The sequence below is a fragment of the Staphylococcus delphini genome (assembly GCF_900636325.1).
GTDB lineage: Bacteria > Bacillota > Bacilli > Staphylococcales > Staphylococcaceae > Staphylococcus > Staphylococcus delphini.
Genome location: NZ_LR134263.1, coordinates 905,303 through 924,272 on the forward strand (window position 1 = coordinate 905,303; position 18,970 = coordinate 924,272).

The window sequence follows — 18,970 nt, forward strand, 5'->3', positions numbered from 1 at the left end:
TAGACGTATGTCGCATGAAGATGTGCCTGAAGTATTTGATCTAGAACAGGCGAGTTTTCAACATAGTTCATGGACGATTGATGCCTTTTATTATGAACTGGAACAAAATAACTTTGCACATTATTTCGTGCTCGAATATGACCAACGTATTATCGGTTATTTAGGTTTATGGATTGTGGTCGATCAAGCACAAGTGACAACCATTGCGATAGATGCAGCCTATCAAGGTCATGGTTTAGGACAGATGCTATTAAAATATGGGATGAACTTTGCGGGGTCAATCGCAACAGTAATGAGTTTAGAAGTACGTGTCGATAATGTCGTGGCACAACATGTGTATCAAAAGCTCGGTTTCCAATTTGGAGGCAAACGAAAAAATTATTATGGTGATGGAGAGGATGCATTAGTCATGTGGGTGAATTTATATGAATGAACAAACAAAGATTCTTGCACTTGAAACAAGTTGTGACGAAACAAGTGTCAGTGTCATTGAAAATGGTCAAACGATTTTAAGTAACAGCGTATTAAGCCAAATTGAAAGTCATCAACGTTTTGGAGGGGTCGTTCCAGAAGTGGCGAGTCGTCATCACGTTGAAAATATTACGGTCATGATTGAAGAAGCGCTACAACAAGCCCATACATCAATTAAAGATGTGGATGCTGTCGCAGTGACACAAGGACCAGGACTGATTGGTGCGTTACTCGTTGGTGTGAATGCTGCGAAGGCACTGGCTTTTGCGAATGACAAACCACTTATTCCAGTACATCATATTGCCGGTCATATTTATGCCAATCAACTTCAAAGTGGCTTGAAATTTCCATTGATTGCCTTAATTGTATCAGGGGGGCATACAGAGCTCGTTTACATGGAGAGTCATTTACAATTTGAAGTGATAGGGGAAACACGCGACGATGCAGTTGGTGAAGCATATGATAAAGTTGCACGAAAAATTGGCTTACCGTATCCAGGTGGCCCTGCAATTGACCGACTTGCCGCTCAAGGAGAAGACACGTACGACTTTCCGCGAGTGTGGTTAGAACCTGATAGCTATGACTTTAGTTTTAGTGGTTTAAAGAGTGCAGTCATTAATAAATTGCATCAACTAGAACAAAAAGGTGAACCGATTATTCCGGAAAATGTCGCAACAAGCTTCCAAAATAGTGTTGTTGAAGTCTTAGTGGGAAAAGCAATGCGTGCGTGTGAAGCGTATGGTGTCAAACAACTCATCGTTGCTGGCGGTGTTGCAAGTAATCGAGGTTTGCGTCAGGCGTTAGAAGTCGCGACTGCTGAGAAAGGGATAGAACTTGCGATTCCAGAGCCAAAGTTATGTACTGATAATGCGGCGATGATTGGTGCGGCAGCGCATGAAATTTATTTAAAAGGCATTCGTGGAGATATGGCGTTGAACGGCCAAAGCAGTATGGATATCGAGATGTATCGAGATTAAGTTATTAGGTAGGTCTTGAACATTCGATTATGTAGAGGTTCATGAGATTGCTGAACCATTCTGTATTTTCCAACAAAATATAATCAAACATACTAAGATTAGCTGTGAAGAAATTTATGACGATAGATTTCTTCACAGCTATTTTTTATAGTTGTAGAGAGAAGTAGATCGAGCAGCTCCGTGGATCTTTGAATCCGTAAAATAAACTGATCAGCTTTACTCTCCTTTTGAAATTCGATTGAAGTATGTTGGGTTCTAGAAACCGTGTATAGGAAAATGAAATGAAAAAGGCTAAGTAAAGTTAAAATCTTCTCAATTCAATAAAGAAAGGTATGATTTTTATCAACTGTTTAGGCATTGATGTAAGTAAGTCAGAAAGTGTGGTCGCACATTATAAGGATGAAGTTTTGGTTAAAGAATTGGTCATTCAAAATAATCAAAATGGCTATCGTCATCTTGAAAATTATATCAAGCATCTTGATTCCCTATTTATCCTCTTTGAATCAACAGGTATTTATTCAAGGGGCATGAAACGCTTCTGTACAGTTCACAAAATAGATTACTTAGAAATGAATCCCCTAGAAGCCAAGTTCAAAATGAGTTCATTAAGATCATGGAAAACAGATAAATCAGACGCACATAAACTTGCACTTCTTGCCTTTAGAATGAAAGATTCAAAGGTACAACGTCAGTCCGAAGAGATATACTTTGAACTGAGAGAACGTGCACGCTTTCACTTAGAAATGGAGACGAACCAAAATCGTCTCAAAGTTGAGTTAGTCGAAACACTACATCAAACATTTCCAGGGTTAGAAAAGTTATTTACTAACAGATATTCAAAAATCGCATTAAATATAGCTAAAACATTCCCTCATCCTGATTATGTAAGCATGTTGTCTGATGATGAATTAGTCGAAAAAGTGCTTCATTCAACTGATAAAGGCATTTCAGTTAATAAAGCTCACAAGTATGTCCAAAAATTAATTGAGATCAAGAATAATACTTTTCCGAATGTGGACAAGTCTTCTTTTCTCATAAAAAAAGTCCAATACCTATGTGACAAACTGCTTATTGCGATAGAAGAAAAGAAAGTATTTGATCAGGAAATGATTGATCTAGCAAAAAATACGACTGAGTTTGAAAACATTATTTCAATTCCTGGCATCGGAGAACTCACAGCTGCATTGCTTATTGGGGAGCTTGGTGATATTAGAAATTTTAAAACAAATAAACAATTGAATGCATTTGTAGGTATTGATATTAAACGGTATCAATCAGGAACTTCAAAAAGTAGGGATACGATCAACAAAAGAGGAAATAAAAAAGCAAGACGTTTATTGTACTTAATCATTATGAACATTATTAGGGGAAGAAATCATTATCAAAGCCATATTGTGGATTATTATTACAAATTAAGAGAGCAGCCTCATGGGAAACCCCACAAGACTGCCGTAATAGCGAGTATCAATCGCTTATTAAAGACCATTCACTACTTGATAGTCAATGATAAATTATATGATTATCAGAAAGCACCACACTAACGAAACCATATAATCATATACATCATAACACCTTATTCAAAAAAGTAAAAATTGGACGGTTTAGTTCAGTAATGTCATTTTTAATTAACACGCCCTTGACAAATCGTAGGAAGGAGCTGGGGCATTAAGATTCCTCAGCTCCTTTACTATATTTTGTTGTGTATACCAAGGGATGAGGCTTAAAAAAATTAAGCCTCAAGCCATACATAGATTGCATATTCATTAATGACTTTAAAACGGTTGGAAAATGAGCGTGAATGGGATAAAAATTGATGCTATTGTTTTCTTGATTTCATAAACTTGCCTTCAGTTCTGTGTATTTGATATAAGATTGCCCAGAAGGCTGAGACTCCTGAGGGAATGCGTGCATACTGCTGACAGTCGCTTCTTTACTTTAATAGTGGTTGCTGTTTATCGCAGTAGCTGTCTGACTTCTCAACGTATACACTTTTGAGAAGTCTAGTCAGCCTTGCGGGGGCAGTACGACGAAATCTTTGTTACACATGAGATTTCTGTACTGCTCCCAAAATCCGCAATGAATGGGTGCGCTGGGAATCAATAAACGGTGTTCCAAAAACAGGATTTTCGACAGAACTCCCGCGATTTCGGCAAAATTTGGAAATCAATTTTGCTCATCGCTCGGTTCTGCTCAAATCCTAAGCGCTTTTGTCACAACCTCCCCTCAGCCCCTAGGAAACGCGAAGCCATGAAGGCAATCTAAAGCCACAAATCATAGGGAGGGCAAGTTTAACAAAAATATTGCATCAATAGCATCAAAAATTTTTATGTCCTATTCCCTTTGCGTTTTAAGTTTCAAGTTGCTTCACATATGCTTGAGCATCCGTGTAAATACGGTTTGGAAACTGCATGATCCGAATTAATTCTAGCGCATTTCTCGTATTTGCCGGTCCTGATTTAATTTGATAATTAAACACAATTTCTCCGTCGGTCACATGCTCATTAAAGTGATAATTGGCATATTGATCAGCTAAAACTTCTGTTAATTCAATGTCGTGGGTCGCAGCGATAATCTTTAAGTGGGGGAGCTGATTTAAATAATCAAGAACGGCGTGTGAAGCGGCAATACGTTCAGTAGTATTCGTCCCTTTGAAAATTTCATCAATAAAATAATAATGTTGAACGGCTGCGTCTTGATGAAACAAACGTTTGAGTGATTTCAATTCCGCCATAAAGTAACTGTCGCCACTTGTGACATCATCAGCATTTGCCATTGTCGTTTTTACCATGCCAGGGACGTACTGAAACTTGTCAGCGGTCACTGTGCGTATCGCTTGAGCCATGATGAGATTCAATGCGACAGCTTTCATAAATGTAGACTTACCAGAAGCATTGGACCCTGTTAACAAAACATTTTGATTGAAATCGAAGTCATTCGGTACCGCATCATCAATCAGTGGATGGGTCAAACCTTCAAATGTGACATGATCTGTTTCAACAGGCTCCGTCGTATCGTGATGATAACGATATTGATACACTGCTAATAAACTATCCAATTCTCCGATATAACGGTAACATTCTAAAACGGTATCATAATGCTTCATAAAACGACGAACGAGTGTGGCGTATAAATGAATATCAACTAAAAACATATATTTAAAAACCATCACGAAATATCCTGGAATCGTTTCGACGTTAATTAATAAAAAGCGCAACCGTGAAATCGAACTTAATGGTTTTAATGAATGGTTGAACTCAGGCGTTATTGTCATTTTTGAAAGTATTTCAGTTTCTCGTACGACACGTCCCATTATAAAAAGTTGCTTTAAATCTTTTTCTACATAGTAATTGTAACGAAAACTAACAATAATATTGAGAAAGAAAGCAAAACAAATCCATAAAAGGCCAGTGCCAAAATTGAAAAAACTGATTACCATGCCTACAAACGGCATAGCAAGTAAAAATGCATAAATCCCCTGATATTGTTGTTCGAATATGTCCTTATCATAATTGGGATAAATCGACTTTCCGATATCAACGAGCCGTTTCACAATTTCTCGATGCTGATTCGGGTGTTTGCGTAGCTGCTCTAAAAATTCATAATGAACGAGGGGTGTTTGTAATCGTAACGCACTATATAAATGATTTTCACCCATTGACGTGTATGTCGCATTGAGTTTGTCAAACACGAGATCCATGGATAAATCTGACCATGTTTTGTCATCAATCATCATATTTTTAGCAATATGTTGAGATTTGAAATATGCATCATAAATAGCATGCGGATTTTCAGTTGTATCAAACCGTGTGAAATGTTCTAAGTGATAAGTCAACATACGTTGATGGCGGATACGACGCACAGTTTCTGTTATTAGTGTCATACCAACGAGTGCCACAACAAGCAGTAAAATGAAAAAAGTGTTCGAAGTCATATGTATAAATCCTTTCAATATTTTAAAGGCCATATAAATTTTCACACAATACGTCGAAGAAAGCAATGAATTGTGAAAGCGTTTGAATCATCGGGACGTTATTTCAAATTCATGCAGTAAGAAATCTGTCAAGAGGGAACGTGCGTACTTATACACATTTTGTGAACAACTTGTGTATAAGTACGGTGTATTTTTGTGGATAAAGTGCGTATAAGTGTGTATAAAGTAAGAAATTAGCTCTCTCCAACTTGTGGATAAATAGAATAACTTTGTGGATAGTTGGTATTATCTGTTTCTTATTGTGGATGAATTGTCTGTATTTCGACTATAAAAAAATGAGCGGAGTAGAAAATTCTACCACGCTCAATTCATCTCATCTTCAAATTCACTTAATGTAAGTTGTAATTCTTCCCAATTTGTCATGACTTGTTCTAAAGATTGTTCGATACTTGTTCGTTCGTCAGCTAAAGCTTGTGTTTTTTCATAATCATTCATTGTTGCGTCATCGGTCATTGCAACATCAATTGCTTCGATACGTGCTTCTAATTCCATAATTTTGTGTTCTTCTGCTTCGATTTGGCGTTCGATTTTACGCTTTTCACGACGTAACGCTTTTTGGTCTTGATACGTATTTTGTGAACGAGCCGTGTCGTCATTGGTATTGTTATCTTCACGTTGTTCTTCGTATGCAGCAAGGGCATTTTGCTGCTCTAACTTTTCTAGGTAATATTGGTAGTCACCTAAATACAGATGGCCAGCCGTTTCATTTAAGTCAAAAATACGATTGGCAAGTTCATTAATAAAATAACGATCGTGTGATACGAAAATTAAAGTCCCTTCGAAGTTTTTTAACGCTTGTTCTAACATTTCCTTTGAATCGATGTCGAGATGGTTTGTTGGTTCGTCCAAAATCAATACATTATTACGTTCTAACATTAATAATGCCAGTTGGAGTCTCGCTTTTTCGCCACCAGAAAGGTCGTTAATCACTTTGAGTACTTCATCTTGTGTAAATAAAAAGCGTCCTAAAACCGCACGCACATCCTTTTCAGGCATATGACGGTATTGATCCCAGACAAAATCTAAAATGGTTTTATTAGAACGGAACTCTGCTTGTTTCTGGTCGTAATAACCCATTTTCAAGTTAGCCCCTTCAATGATTTGACCCGAGAGAGGAGGAAGTCGTTTCGCTAAAGTTTTAATTAATGTCGATTTCCCAATACCATTCGGACCGATAATGCCAATGTGATCGCCTTTATTAATTTCAAAACGAATCGGTGCTGTAATCGGTGTACTGTAACCTATCTCTAAATCTTGAATATGCATGACGTCATTGCCTGTATTGCGATCGAAATCAAATTGGATGTTCGCACTTCTCGCATCAAGCATTGGTTTTTCGATACGTGCCATTTTTTCTAACATTTTACGACGACTTTTTGCCATACCGCTTGTAGATGCACGGGTAATATTTTTTTCGACAAACGTTTCCAGTCGTTTGATTTCGCTTTGTTGACGTTCATATTCCGCGAGTCGCTTTTGAAAGTATTGATCTCGTAACTGGATAAACTTCGCATAATTGCCGACATAATGTTTCACTTCGCCTAGTGAGACGTCATAAATTTGCGTCACAATTTTATCGAGGAAGAAGCGGTCGTGTGAAATAATGACGATAGCACCTTTAAAATATTTCAAATAATCTTCTAACCATTCTGTAGTCGCCATGTCTAAATGGTTTGTCGGTTCATCGAGTAAAAGCAAGTCTGGTTCACTCAATAACATTTGTGCGAGTGAGAGCCGTGTTTTTTGACCGCCACTAAAATCATTAATAGGTCGGTCGTAATCTGCCTCACTAAAATCAAGGCCATTCAACACAGTTTTGATTTTACTGTCATAATGATAGCCTCCGAGTTGTTCAAATTCATTGGATAATTGTTCATATTTTGCGATATGCGTTTGATATTCCGTCGTTTCATAAGCTTCCGCATGTGCAGCGAGCCAGTCGGTTTCTTCTTGCATACGTTTGCCAAGCGCTTTCACTTGTTCAAAAGGTTTTGCCATTTCTTCAAAAACCGTATTTTCAGTATTTAAAGTCATTTGTTGTGTTAAATAGCCGAGTTTAAGACCTTTGATTTTTGAGATGTGGCCTGAGTCATATGATTCTACACCTGCGATAATTTTCATCAATGTGGATTTACCCGCACCGTTTCGACCTACGATACCAATGCGCTCCCCTGTTTTCACTTCAAAATTAACGCCTTCAAAAATTTCTTCGCCATCAAACGATTTCGTAATCTGACTTAACTGCATTAAAATCATAGGGCATACTCCTTTCGTTCTTATTTATTGTACAACAAACCCTATATGTATCAAATACTAAATGTTTCCTTATTATATAAATTAAGTTATAATTAAAAAACAGACTGTGAAAGCTATCACACACATTAGAAATCATATCGGAGGACTTCAAAATGGGAAAATCAATGAACAAAATTCCTAGAGCGACTTTAAAACGTCTCCCTTTGTATTATCGATTTGTGAATACTTTAAAAGCGAAAGGCGAAGATCGTGTTAATTCAAAAGCCATTAGTGAAGGCTTAAATATAGATTCAGCCACAATACGTCGAGATTTTTCTTATTTTGGTGAATTAGGCAAAAAAGGTTACGGTTATAATATTGATAGTTTATTAGAATTTTTTAAATCAGAATTAAGTGATTCAGATATTATCAAAATTGGTATCGTCGGTGTCGGTCACTTAGGTACAGCATTAATTTCGTATAACTTTTCAATCCATGATGATATGACCATTACAGAAGCCTTTGACATTAGAGAAGACATCATCGGTACGACAGTTGGGGATATTACGATTAAGTCGATGGATGACATTAAAGAAACCATTGCTTCAGGAGAATTAGAAGTTGTCATAATTGCGACACCTGAATCAGCAGCACAGGCAGTGACCGATCAATTAGTCGAAGCAGGTATCAAAGGTATCTTGAATTTTACGCCTAAACGTGTTCACGCGCCACAATCAGTACAAGTACATCAAATTGACTTAGGGATTGAACTCCAATCGCTACTCTTCTTTATGAAAAATTATGGTGTAACGGAAGAATAAAAATTGACGAACTGAGCTTATAAACAATAGCTCAGTTGAGCGTTTGCTAATAATGACTAGAACACAAAAAAGCAACGTCCTTGTGAATAAGGTAGGCGTTGCTTTTTTGTGTGTCAATCATTAAGCTTTTTGAACGGTAATGGTCCAAGAAGCATCACCTAATTGCTCGAATTCAGTAATGGGATAATTTTGTTCTGCTGCCCATTGAGGTATAGCTTCTGTAGCTTGTGTGCAATCGAAATCTATTTTCAACTCATCACCAATATTTAAATCTTCCATTTTCTTTTGTGCTTCTATTAATGGGAAAGGGCATACCATTCCAATAGTGCCTAATTCATGTTTCATTTTTTATCACCTTTCTTTAATAATTTAATGAGATGCATTTGCTGAAGTACTAACAATTTGCGTTTGACGTCGTGCGGCATTTAATGGTTTTACAAATAAGAAATAACTCATGAACCATGTCCCTAGTATCATTGAAGCTAAACCTAACCATCCTTGCCATGAAAGTGCTGCTGTAGCAACTAAGCCATTACCGATAGAGCAACCTCCAGCGACTGCTGCACCAAACCCCATAAAAGCGCCGCCAATAGCACTGTTACGAATGGTTTTAATATCTGGTAGACGCCATTTAAACTCTTTTGCACCACGCGCAGCAACATAAGAACCTAAGAAAATTCCTAAAACAAGAAAGACACCCCAATCGATTAGAGAGAAATCGCCTGTAGTTAAAAATTGAATGATATGTGCAGAAGGTGTCGTAATACCTAACCCACCTTCACGACCAGTTGAATAACTCAGCGGCCAAGCGATTAACGCAATTAGTCCTACTGCAATCGCTGCAACAAATGGATGGAAACGTTTTTCAAATAAAAAGTAACGTACACCTGTATAACGTGATTTTAATTTCGGAATCATCACTTTAGGTTTTGGCTTACGTAAAGTTTTGATGACTAAAAATACTGTAATACTTACTAAAGCGGTGGTCCAAACCCAGCTCGGTATACCAGTTGAAGTAGAAATATCTGCATTAGCGACAGTTTGGCTGTTAACCACATTTTTCAGTGGTAATAAAATGCCAAATTTTGAAATCGCAGCAAACAATCCATACATCACTAGTGCAATCCAACTTCCTATAAGGCCTTCACCAGCACGATACCACGTTCCCGTTGCACATCCACCAGCCAATACAATACCTACACCAAAAATAAATGATCCAATGATGGTGCCGATAATAGGGAAGGTACCATTATGTATCGTCAACACACCTAAGGACGTTAAAACAAATAACCCGACCGCTTGTATTGAAATAGCAACCAGTAAGGCATAGAACATTTTATTGTTTTTTTGCACATACATATCTCTAAAGCCTCCTGTTAGGCAAAATCGTGTACGTTGCATCACGAAACCGAGTAAAACCCCAACAGTTAAACCACTAATTATTGTCCACATCAAAATAACTCCTTTCTATATCCGACTATTTAAATAGGTATTATATGGTATATGTAAAAAGAATGCAATATAATCCATAAAATAATTTTGGAAAATACGCATGCGTCACTACATACTGAAATTGCTCACTAAGACTTGAATGCTACACTTTATTTTTACACTGCATCGTATTTTATACAGTAATCATGAGGGGTTTTATGATAAAATAGCTATTGAGACTGTGAGGTGATGAACAATTGAATATACAGGATATTGCCAATCTAGCGGGTGTTTCTAAAAGTACAGTTTCAAGGTATTTGAATCAAGGGTCGATTAGTTTAAAGACAAAGCGAAAAATTCAACACGTCATTGATACATACGGTTATGAACCGAACCAGTTTGCTCAAAGTTTAAGAGCACAAAAAAGCATGATGATTGGCATTATTTTCCCGCGAATGTATTCTCATGCCGTGTCCCAAACGGTTAAAGGGATTAAAGCGAAATGTGACGCATTTGGCTATCAAATGTTAATGAATTTGACTGAGCGTCATGTGGAACAGGAACTGGATGCGCTGAAATCTTTTAAAAGAAGTAAAGTAGATGGCATTTTATTTATGGCGACTACTGTGACAGATGCACATATGTCTGTCATTCAAGAAATTGATAAACCAGTTATCATCATTGGTCAAGCACATGCGTCGTTAAGCTCGGTTTACCACAATGATTATCAAGCTGGTCAATTAATGGGACGGGAAATTGTGGCACAAGGGAAGCAACATGTCATTTATGCGAGTATTCAAGAAGATGACGTCGCGGTTGGTGAGCAACGTTTTCAGGGTTTAATGGAAGTGTTAACCGAACATCACATCACATATGAGACATTGATAGCATCGTTTGATTATGAAACTGCACTACAATCGATTAAAGGGCAGCTCACGCAACAACCATCTGTGGCGTATGTCGGTGCGACAGATACGATTGCGTTGGCGCTCTATCAAGCGTTGATGCACGACCACATGACAGAAACGCCGTGGATTGCTGGTTTTGGCGGAGATCCTCTGACACAAATTGTTCATCCAGCGATTTTCACCATACCTTACCAATATGAAGCGGCAGGACGTATCGCATTTGAACAATTACAGCTTCAAATGGAACAGCCAGATTTAATTCAAAGTCGTCAACTTGACGTGGATTCCAAATGTTGAGGATTTATCTTAAAAGAGGTGGAACCGTTACCAAATCGTTAAAAGGAGGTACATCATGGAACAATGGAGTAGAGAAAAGCGTTATCGAAAGTATGAAGAAGCAACACATGAAGAAATGGAGATATTAACGGCCAAAGTGAAGCGCTCGCCATTTCGACAAACCTACCATATTCAGCCCCCAACAGGATTATTAAATGATCCAAACGGCCTGATCTTTTTTAATGGTCAATATTATATCGCACATCAATGGTTTCCGTTAGGTGCAGTACATGGTTTAAAATATTGGCGTTTGCTTACAAGTAACAATCTCGTACAGTTTGAAGATCGTGGTGTCGTATTACGTCCTGATCAAACGTTTGATAGTCATGGCGTGTACAGTGGGAGTGCATTTTCGTTTAATCAAAAATTGTACTATATGTACACAGGTAATCACCGTGACAATGAGTGGAACCGTCACAGTAGTCAAATCGTAGCAGAAGTACAAGCAGATGGGTCGGTTCGTAAATTGTTACCTCCAGCCATTCCGGCACCTCCTCAAGGGTATACACAGCACTTTCGCGATCCTAAAGTGTTTGAGAAAGATGGAAAACTGTATGCATTGCTAGGGGCACAACGTGAAAATGAAACAGGGTGTGCCGTATTATACGAAGCTGAACGCCCTGAAGGACCGTGGCAGTTTAAAGGTGAAATTCAAACGCAATTAGAAGATTTTGGTTATATGTGGGAATGTCCAGATTATTTTCAAATTCATGGAAAAGATATTTTGCTATTCTGTCCACAAGGCTTAGAATCTAAAGGCGATGCGTATCAAAATATTTACCAAAGTGGTTATATAATGGGAACGTTAAATTTTGATACGTTAGCATTTGATCATGGTCCGTTTATTGAACTTGACCACGGGTTTGATTTTTATGCCCCGCAAACGATGACTGATGAAGCGGGACGACGTGTGTTAATCGGTTGGATGGGTCTACCTGACACCGAATATCCGACAGATGATGACGGTTGGGCGCACTGTTTAACTTTGCCAAGAACATTGACGATTGAAGATGGTAAATTAAAACAAAAACCACATATGCATTTAAGAAAGTTACGTAAAAATGAAGAAGTTGCGCTCGGTTACGCGAACAAATTTATTAAACAACTCCATCCTTATGAAGGGGTGCAGTATGAACTTGTCGTTGATATTTTAGAAAATGAGGCTTCTGCTTTTGAATTACAACTCCGTGCATCACGCAATGAATCCACAACGATTCGGTATGATGCAACGACACGTCAGGTTTCATTGGAGCGCTTTGATAGTGGGGCATTACCGTATCCAGTTGAAGGAACGATGAGGGTGACGCAATTACATACGGATTTGAAGCAATTACGTATTTTCGTGGATACATCAAGCATTGAAATCTTTTGTAATGAAGGGGAACGTGTGTTGACGTCACGTATATTCCCTAAAGCAACATCAAACAAGTTTAAAGTCGTTACCGATTCAGGTCAAGTGTATTTAAAAATGACCAAATACGATATTGTGGAAGGAGAATCATAAATGAAACGTTTTTATGCAATAGGTGAAGCACTCATCGATTTTATTCCTACACAAAGAGAGACGTCATTAAAAGATGTGACAGGGTTTGAACCACAAGTCGGTGGTGCGCCTTGTAACGTAGCTGCAGCTGTTCAAAAATTAGGTGGCAACAGTCATTTGATCACACAAGTGGGGGAAGACGCTTTTGGTGACAAAATCATCGAGACGTTACAAGGGGTTGAAGTCGACACCTCACATGTTTTAACGACAAAAAAAGCGAATACAGCACTTGCATTTGTCAGTTTATCTCATGAAGGGGAACGAGACTTTTCATTTTATCGAAAACCGAGTGCAGACATGCTGTATGAAGCTAAAAATATCGACACCATTGAGTTGCAACAAGGTGATTTAATACACTTTTGTTCGGTTGCATTAGTCGATAGTCCTATGAAAGAAGCGCATTTAAGATTACTGGATAAAGCGGAACAAGTCGGCGCAACGATTGTGTTTGATCCGAATGTACGCTTACCTTTATGGGATGACCATGATCTTTATTACGACACATTGCAAGCATTTTTACCACGCGCACATGTGGTTAAAGTTTCAGATGAGGAACTGTCATTTGTTACACGACAAGATGATGAAACGGAAGCATTAAAATCACTGTTTGTCGGCAATGTTCAAGCAGTCATTTACACGAAAGGTAGTCGCGGGGCATCTTTAATTTTCAAAGATGGCGCAACAATTGAAGTGCCGACACCGCCAGCACAAGTGGTGGATACTACAGGCGCAGGAGATGCATTTATCGGTGCTATCAATGCGAAATTATGTCAGTCTGAGCAACAGCCTATTGATACGCTACGCCAACACGGGCATGATATTTTGAAATTTGCACATCAAGTTTCAGGTTGTGTCGTGTCGCAATACGGCGCCATTTCAAGCTTACCAACATTAGAAGAACTTTAATTAAAAAGCCAAGTTCCCGGATAGGTGGGAGATTGGCTTTTTAATGCGAGATAGCGCTTTTAAATTTTCTTCAAATTACGCACCGAGACGTAACAAAATTCTTCATTTTTGAAATAAGCAATCCGTTCTTTCGTATCGACACGCGTTATATTCCTTCTATTCAGCACATAACTGTTGTGACATCTGAAGAACCGGTCATCGAGTTGAGCTAACTCTTTCAAATTGCCGTAAAACTCGATTTGACGATTGTCTAAATGCGCGATTAAACGATGTGACTTCGGTGAGGACTCGAAAAACATCACGTCATCATAGTTCACGTAAACCGAGCTCGTCCCACGTTTGAGTTCCAAAGTTTCAACAGTATGATCTTTTGTTAATAAATCAAGCCGTTTTAATGCTGTTTCTAAACAATCGATAATGCGTGTTCTTAATTCTTCAGGATCATCTTTAAAAATAAAATCCATGGCAGCCACTTTATAGACAAACGTCAAGTACGTCAGTTCACTATGACTCGTCACAAAAATAATATTCCCGACAGGGTCGTGTTTACGAATTTCGCTCCCTAATTTAATCCCATTAATATCAGACTCTAATTGAATATCTAAAAAGTAGCAGCCAATATCAGTCATGTTTTTAGAAGTTTCTAAAATAGCGTAAGGGTCATTAGTAGCAAGCTCAATTTCCATCGGCTTCTCTTCAATCATAATATAGTTTTCAATAATGGACACCATGCGTTCGCGTTGTTTAGGATCATCCTCACAAATCAAAATTTTCATGATACACACATCCTTATTCGTAATCGTTCATAATCTCTAGTTTCTGAATAAAATAATGGTTTTCGATCGTCGTATCAAGGAATACATTGTCCGTTTGATCAATAATCTCTTTTAATGTTGTTAATCCTATACCTCGATTGTTTCCTTTAGTTGAAAAGCCATCCTGGAACAAGGTATGTAGCTTAGGCATATCTTTTGGCGCTTTGTTCATAATAATAATCATTACGGACTCATCCGTCTTAATAAATGCGATTTGAATAATAGGGTCCTCAATCGTATTGGAAGCTTCTATCGCATTATCCATAATAATACCTAGTACACGGCTAAGTTGAATCGCATCCATATCAATTTGCGTGATTTCATCCGCCACTTCAACAGTGATTTCAATATTATTTTCTTGCGCTTGTAAAATTTTTGTCGTAATTAAGCCTTTAATTTCACGGACTTTTAGATTCTCAATACCATTCAGTCGCATCGTATTGGATTCAAATTCGCTTTTTAAAGGACTAATATGTTCATGATAATATTTCTTCAAACCTTCTAAATCATCTTCACGTAAATATTCGGACATCGTTAATAAAATATTCGTATAGTCATGTCGGAATTTACGCATTTTGTTGTTAATTTTTTCAATTTGTACTGTATATTTATAATAATCATCTAATTCTTGCTTTTTCCGTTTATAATTGATTTCGCGTTCTATCGTTAAAGTGGTTGCTATAATTAATATAGCTGTCAATAGCGGTTTGAAAATGTTGTTTTATGGCGGTTTGAAAATGTCGTTTTTTGGCGGTTTAAGAATGACGTATGTTTAAACTTTTTTCACTTTTATAGTCTTTAAGTCGGTATGAATCGCCTGTAATTTTAAATATTTTTGAATGGTGAATAAGTCTATCAATAATGGCTGCTGACGCTATCTTGTTACTAAATGAGTCGCCCCAACTAGAAAAAGGGATATTCGTCGTTATGATCGTGGATTTCATTTCATATCTTAGTGACATCAATTGATAGAAGAGGTCTGCCTGTTCTTTTGAAATGGGTGTATAGCCTATCTCATCAATAATAAGTAGTTCAATTCTGTTTAATTGTTTTAAAGTTTTATTGATGATTCCTTTCTCCTCTGAAGTGGTTAAGAGTTCAATTAATTCTTTAAAAGTATAGAATCGAGTTTTGATATTTTGTTTACAAGCTTCTACGCCTAGCGATATTGCTAGATGTGTCTTACCGACACCACTATTACCTAAGAAGCATATATTGATACTCTTCTCTAGAAAATGCATGGATTTTAATGTGAGTATTTCTTGTTTATTAATGCTTGGCTGAAACGTGAAATCAAAGTCATTTAAATATTTAACCTTAGGGAAACGTGCTAACTTAATAGCACGTTTAAATTTTTGTTCAGCTTGATATTCTACTTCCTTTTCTGTCAACTCAAGTAAAATTTCAGTTAAAGATTTTTGATTCTTGGATAGTGATTCTAAATACTTCGGATAATAGTCTTTAATCATTTTTAGATTGAGCTGTTGAAAGTTTTCTAATAGCTTTTGATGGTCTGTATACATATCTGTTTCTCCTATACCTCGTCATATTTTAATAATGAATCTTCGATATACGTAAGAATTTCTTGATCGTCTTTGTGCTTGAATGCGTCAGACTTCAATATCTCACACATATCTTTGGTAACATAATTGAATTTCTTTTCCGATAAATGATGGGTTCTAATTAACTCGGCATCAAAGTAGATGGATAATTTGTCAGTCAATTCATTAAAGATTAATTCAACCTCCTCACCAATAAACTTTGTAGGTACTGAATATTTACCTTTTCTAAAATTAACCATCGACTCTTTAGAAACAATTCGAATGCATTCATCTTCGACATAGGTGTTTAGTAACTGCACATTAAACGGGTTCAATAGATGTTTTTCTTCAGAATTGAATAAATCAATTGGATAGCAGTCAGTTGCTTGCGATATTTCGTTATGGTTCATTTCATGACAAAAGTGATTGACAAGACTGATAAGTTCAACAGCGTCATAAAATTCGTAATCGTAGGGCCTTAAACGTTGTTCCACAAATTTAGCTAAAGATTCCACAGAGCCCTTGGTTTGCGGCCTATAAGGCCTACACGCGATGGGTTCAAAGTTTGCATCTTTACTAAATTGATGAAAAAGGGTGTTAAATACCACTTTTCTATATTGTGTTCTAGGACGATCAACGACCGTTTTCATATTATCGAACCATATTTCCTTAGGAACACCTCCAGTGTACTCAAAAGATTCTTTCAAACATTGAAATAATGTATCTTGTTTTCTATCCCAAGTTAATGTGATATACTTCATTTTTGAATAGTGTAGAACGTAAAGAAAGATATTAAATTGATAACGTTTCCCAAATTTATCATGCATGACCATATCTTCTTTCCAGTCTACTTGAGCAGCTATACCGGGGCGTGTTTCTACCCGTATAGTTGCTTTTTTAATTTCCTTTCCTTTTTTATTCTTACAATATTCTCTAAGAATCGTATATTTGCCTTCATATCCTTTTTTAGTAATATATTTATAAATCGCCATAGCCGTACAACCTAGCTCTAATTTTTCGTCTATGAGCGTTTTATAGGGTTCTAATTTTGATACTCTCTTTGTCGTTTTCCTTGTTTTTAATTTTTTCAACTCATTGCCTTTCCCAGCTTCATAATATTTTTTTACTGTCCTTGGATCACAATGATATTGTCTAGCCAGTTCAGCGTAATTTGGTTTTATGCCTTTCATAATGTAAAATGACACTCCTTCGTATATATCATGTCTCAATCAAACAACCTCCATTCAAAGATTGAGTTAAGACATGATTATATATTTTAGAAAATAAAAAATGTAGGAAAAACAGCATTTTCATTCCGCCATTTTCCTACATTTTATAACCGCCATTTACAATAGCGAAAACCGAAAAAGAAATAAAATAAATGATACCAAAATTTCGAAACTCATATAAGTCCCCGACAGTTTTATTCAATAACGAGAAAAAGCTTAGAAATCCTGAAGCTAAAAACAAACTTAGAACAATCAAATAAAATTTGTTAATATACAACCAAGATGTTTTAAGTTTATTAAACAATGTAATAATAATAAAAGAAAAAATATAGCAACCTAGCGCAAAGGCTATCATATAGATTAATGATGCTACATAAAAATTGATGTGATATGTATTAAGATATGCAAAAAACCAAGTCGCGACGAAATCATTAATCATTAAAACAAGAATTGTAAGTAACACTGTAATAATTCCAATGATTTTTGCTCGTCTAAAATAGAAGATGAAAAAGCAAAGAATTAAATAAAGCAAACTATTTTTATCGAAAATTAAATATAAAATAATAGAAGGGATTACTATCCCGAAGGTGAGAATAATGTAATCCCTTTGACTATATTTATATTTTTGGATAATACTCGTTACTGATGCGAAAATAAAGGATTGAAATAATACTATAAATATGGCTAAAAGTATTTCCAATTTTATACACACTTTCTAACTTTTTATTTGTCCTCTTCTAACAATTCAGAAGGGATTTCTGGCTCATCAAAAAATCCAGTACTAATAGGGATTCTAGCAAAGCTACCGATTGATTGGAATAAATTTGTAATAAGGTTGAATAAAACTTCTAAAATTCTCATGTTAAACTTCCTCCTTAGTAGAAAAGATAGGTAATAATGTGAATGATTGTAATAATACCCCATAAACGACAAATCGATTATAAGGCGTTGGTACGATGAATGCAAGAGCCATGAGTAAAATAAATACAATGATTGATTTGATTTTAAGGCCTTTCACTCTTCTTGGAGCTATTGGTCTCTTTTTCGTTGCAGCAGGTGCATATTTGATTACGATCATCGCAGCCAATATACTCAAGCTTAACAAAAATTGAAACGAAATGTCATATTGTACGATTAACCATGGTAAAACAACGAATGAAGCAATATTTTGTACATGACAAAGCATTGACGTTTTCGCGTGTGCACCATGTGAATAACCCCTCAAGGCAAGAAAAGTTAGGTGAACAATAAGTGTGTATAAAAAAATGTTCAATAGGAGTGCAAGTCCGTAAGTCACAACAGCTTTAAAGGAGTTAATCACGACAACTTGCATGCCTAAACGCACTTTTAAAAACTCAATATGACTTAAATTCTGTCGTTGTTGAAGCTTCAGCGCCATTTTTTCAATTCCATTGTCAATGAGTAACATACGGCTCTCCTCCTTGTCTAAATTATAATACACAACTATTAAAACGCTTTACTTTTTGCCTAACTGTTCATTTATCATTCCTAACTGTTGCAAATGATTGGTTTTTAATATTTTACCATAAATTTTTAAACAGTTAAGCATAAAAAATAACGAGTTACGCACTCGTTAACACAAAGGTAAAAAATCATGTTGTAATATAGACATCATCACATTGGTGATGGAGATGAAGTGATTTTGTATTAAGTGTTGTCGAGTACACTTAAGCAAATTTACTGATTAAGTTAAGTCAGATGTTCTTAGTCATTGTATTCTTCGCTCAGCTTACATGACTAAGGGA

At 36.5% G+C, this 18,970-nt stretch carries 16 protein-coding genes and 2 pseudogenes; 7 read left to right on the forward strand and 11 right to left on the reverse strand.

The window, feature by feature from the left end; translation table 11 throughout:
- Positions 1 to 7: 7 nt before the first annotated feature.
- The 3 genes from rimI (at position 8) to EL101_RS04095 (ending at position 2,989) form a co-directional block, all read left to right on the forward strand.
- Positions 8 to 433 carry a ribosomal protein S18-alanine N-acetyltransferase gene (gene rimI, locus EL101_RS04085; RefSeq protein WP_164715591.1) on the forward strand — a complete coding sequence of 142 codons (426 nt, stop codon included), beginning with the start codon at positions 8 to 10 and terminating at the stop codon, positions 431 to 433.
- Positions 426 to 1,448: a tRNA (adenosine(37)-N6)-threonylcarbamoyltransferase complex transferase subunit TsaD gene (tsaD, locus tag EL101_RS04090; protein ID WP_096598665.1), complete on the forward strand. Its 1,023-nt coding sequence runs from the start codon at positions 426 to 428 to the stop codon at positions 1,446 to 1,448. The genes rimI and tsaD overlap by 8 nt, the downstream gene beginning before the upstream one ends.
- 341 nt (positions 1,449 to 1,789) lie before the next feature.
- Complete coding sequence (locus tag EL101_RS04095; protein WP_338419002.1) at positions 1,790 to 2,989, forward strand: IS110 family RNA-guided transposase; 1,200 nt, start codon at positions 1,790 to 1,792, stop codon at positions 2,987 to 2,989.
- An 806-nt stretch (positions 2,990 to 3,795) separates the two neighbouring features.
- On the opposite strand, the gene EL101_RS04100 is transcribed toward EL101_RS04095, so the two are convergent.
- A complete protein-coding gene (locus EL101_RS04100) occupies positions 3,796 to 5,379 on the reverse strand; it encodes a MutS-related protein (RefSeq protein WP_096598733.1) in 1,584 nt (527 codons plus the stop codon).
- 363 nt (positions 5,380 to 5,742) lie between these two features.
- Complete coding sequence (locus EL101_RS04105) at positions 5,743 to 7,695, reverse strand: ABC-F family ATP-binding cassette domain-containing protein (RefSeq protein WP_096598731.1); 1,953 nt, start codon at positions 7,693 to 7,695, stop codon at positions 5,743 to 5,745.
- 152 nt (positions 7,696 to 7,847) lie between these two features.
- Between EL101_RS04105 and EL101_RS04110 the strand changes: the two genes are divergently transcribed.
- Positions 7,848 to 8,495 (forward strand): redox-sensing transcriptional repressor Rex, encoded by a 648-nt coding sequence (locus EL101_RS04110; protein ID WP_019166397.1) that lies wholly within the window; start codon positions 7,848 to 7,850, stop codon positions 8,493 to 8,495.
- 120 nt (positions 8,496 to 8,615) lie between these two features.
- Here the strand turns inward: EL101_RS04110 and EL101_RS04115 are convergent, their stop codons facing one another.
- A complete protein-coding gene (locus tag EL101_RS04115; RefSeq protein WP_096542339.1) occupies positions 8,616 to 8,840 on the reverse strand; it encodes a sulfurtransferase TusA family protein in 225 nt (74 codons plus the stop codon).
- Between the two features lie 24 nt (positions 8,841 to 8,864).
- On the reverse strand, positions 8,865 to 9,950 hold the full coding sequence (locus tag EL101_RS04120) for a YeeE/YedE family protein (RefSeq protein WP_096598729.1): 1,086 nt from the start codon (positions 9,948 to 9,950) through the stop codon (positions 8,865 to 8,867).
- A 233-nt stretch (positions 9,951 to 10,183) separates the two neighbouring features.
- Between EL101_RS04120 and EL101_RS04125 the strand changes: the two genes are divergently transcribed.
- The 3 genes from EL101_RS04125 to EL101_RS04135 are packed head-to-tail and all read left to right on the forward strand — an operon-like array spanning position 10,184 to position 13,619.
- Positions 10,184 to 11,131, forward strand: a complete 948-nt coding sequence (locus EL101_RS04125; RefSeq protein ID WP_096598727.1) for a LacI family DNA-binding transcriptional regulator — start codon at positions 10,184 to 10,186, stop codon at positions 11,129 to 11,131.
- A gap of 55 nt (positions 11,132 to 11,186) precedes the next feature.
- Positions 11,187 to 12,674 (forward strand): sucrose-6-phosphate hydrolase, encoded by a 1,488-nt coding sequence (locus tag EL101_RS04130; protein ID WP_096598725.1) that lies wholly within the window; start codon positions 11,187 to 11,189, stop codon positions 12,672 to 12,674.
- Entirely contained in the window at positions 12,675 to 13,619 is a 945-nt protein-coding gene (locus tag EL101_RS04135; protein WP_096598723.1) for a carbohydrate kinase family protein, read from the forward strand.
- A 59-nt stretch (positions 13,620 to 13,678) separates the two neighbouring features.
- Here the strand turns inward: EL101_RS04135 and agrA are convergent, their stop codons facing one another.
- The 7 genes and pseudogenes from agrA to EL101_RS04170 form a co-directional block, all read right to left on the reverse strand.
- Positions 13,679 to 14,395, reverse strand: coding sequence for a quorum-sensing response regulator AgrA (gene agrA / locus EL101_RS04140; RefSeq protein ID WP_019166403.1), 717 nt, complete (start codon positions 14,393 to 14,395; stop codon positions 13,679 to 13,681).
- Positions 14,396 to 14,408: 13 nt separating this feature from the next.
- Positions 14,409 to 15,128 (reverse strand): annotated as a pseudogene (locus tag EL101_RS04145) (sensor histidine kinase); the annotation flags it as partial.
- Between the two features lie 61 nt (positions 15,129 to 15,189).
- A complete protein-coding gene (istB, locus tag EL101_RS04150) occupies positions 15,190 to 15,957 on the reverse strand; it encodes an IS21-like element helper ATPase IstB (RefSeq protein WP_096596554.1) in 768 nt (255 codons plus the stop codon).
- Between the two features lie 11 nt (positions 15,958 to 15,968).
- Complete coding sequence (istA, locus tag EL101_RS04155) at positions 15,969 to 17,165, reverse strand: IS21 family transposase (protein WP_241971460.1); 1,197 nt, start codon at positions 17,163 to 17,165, stop codon at positions 15,969 to 15,971.
- 157 nt (positions 17,166 to 17,322) lie between these two features.
- A pseudogene (locus EL101_RS13790) lies at positions 17,323 to 17,904 on the reverse strand (quorum-sensing sensor histidine kinase AgrC); the annotation flags it as partial.
- 23 nt (positions 17,905 to 17,927) lie between these two features.
- Positions 17,928 to 18,065, reverse strand: a complete 138-nt coding sequence (agrD, locus tag EL101_RS04165) for a cyclic lactone autoinducer peptide AgrD (RefSeq protein WP_096597589.1) — start codon at positions 18,063 to 18,065, stop codon at positions 17,928 to 17,930.
- Between the two features lies 1 nt (position 18,066).
- Positions 18,067 to 18,633 carry an accessory gene regulator AgrB gene (locus EL101_RS04170; protein ID WP_096542351.1) on the reverse strand — a complete coding sequence of 189 codons (567 nt, stop codon included), beginning with the start codon at positions 18,631 to 18,633 and terminating at the stop codon, positions 18,067 to 18,069.
- Between the last annotated feature and the right edge of the window lie 337 nt (positions 18,634 to 18,970).

Bases quoted from the DNA above. Each gene is read 5' to 3' on its own strand.
- rimI (WP_164715591.1), top strand. From the start codon at position 8: ATGTCGCATGAAGATGTGCCTGAAGTATTTGATCTAGAACAGGCGAGT.
- tsaD (WP_096598665.1), top strand. From the start codon at position 426: ATGAATGAACAAACAAAGATTCTTGCACTTGAAACAAGTTGTGACGAA.
- EL101_RS04100 (WP_096598733.1), bottom strand. From the start codon at position 5,379: ATGACTTCGAACACTTTTTTCATTTTACTGCTTGTTGTGGCACTCGTT.
- EL101_RS04105 (WP_096598731.1), bottom strand. From the start codon at position 7,695: ATGATTTTAATGCAGTTAAGTCAGATTACGAAATCGTTTGATGGCGAA.
- EL101_RS04110 (WP_019166397.1), top strand. From the start codon at position 7,848: ATGGGAAAATCAATGAACAAAATTCCTAGAGCGACTTTAAAACGTCTC.
- EL101_RS04115 (WP_096542339.1), bottom strand. From the start codon at position 8,840: ATGAAACATGAATTAGGCACTATTGGAATGGTATGCCCTTTCCCATTA.
- EL101_RS04130 (WP_096598725.1), top strand. From the start codon at position 11,187: ATGGAACAATGGAGTAGAGAAAAGCGTTATCGAAAGTATGAAGAAGCA.
- EL101_RS04135 (WP_096598723.1), top strand. From the start codon at position 12,675: ATGAAACGTTTTTATGCAATAGGTGAAGCACTCATCGATTTTATTCCT.
- agrA (WP_019166403.1), bottom strand. From the start codon at position 14,395: ATGAAAATTTTGATTTGTGAGGATGATCCTAAACAACGCGAACGCATG.
- istB (WP_096596554.1), bottom strand. From the start codon at position 15,957: ATGTATACAGACCATCAAAAGCTATTAGAAAACTTTCAACAGCTCAAT.
- istA (WP_241971460.1), bottom strand. From the start codon at position 17,165: ATGAAAGGCATAAAACCAAATTACGCTGAACTGGCTAGACAATATCAT.
- agrD (WP_096597589.1), bottom strand. From the start codon at position 18,065: ATGAGAATTTTAGAAGTTTTATTCAACCTTATTACAAATTTATTCCAA.
- EL101_RS04170 (WP_096542351.1), bottom strand. From the start codon at position 18,633: ATGTTACTCATTGACAATGGAATTGAAAAAATGGCGCTGAAGCTTCAA.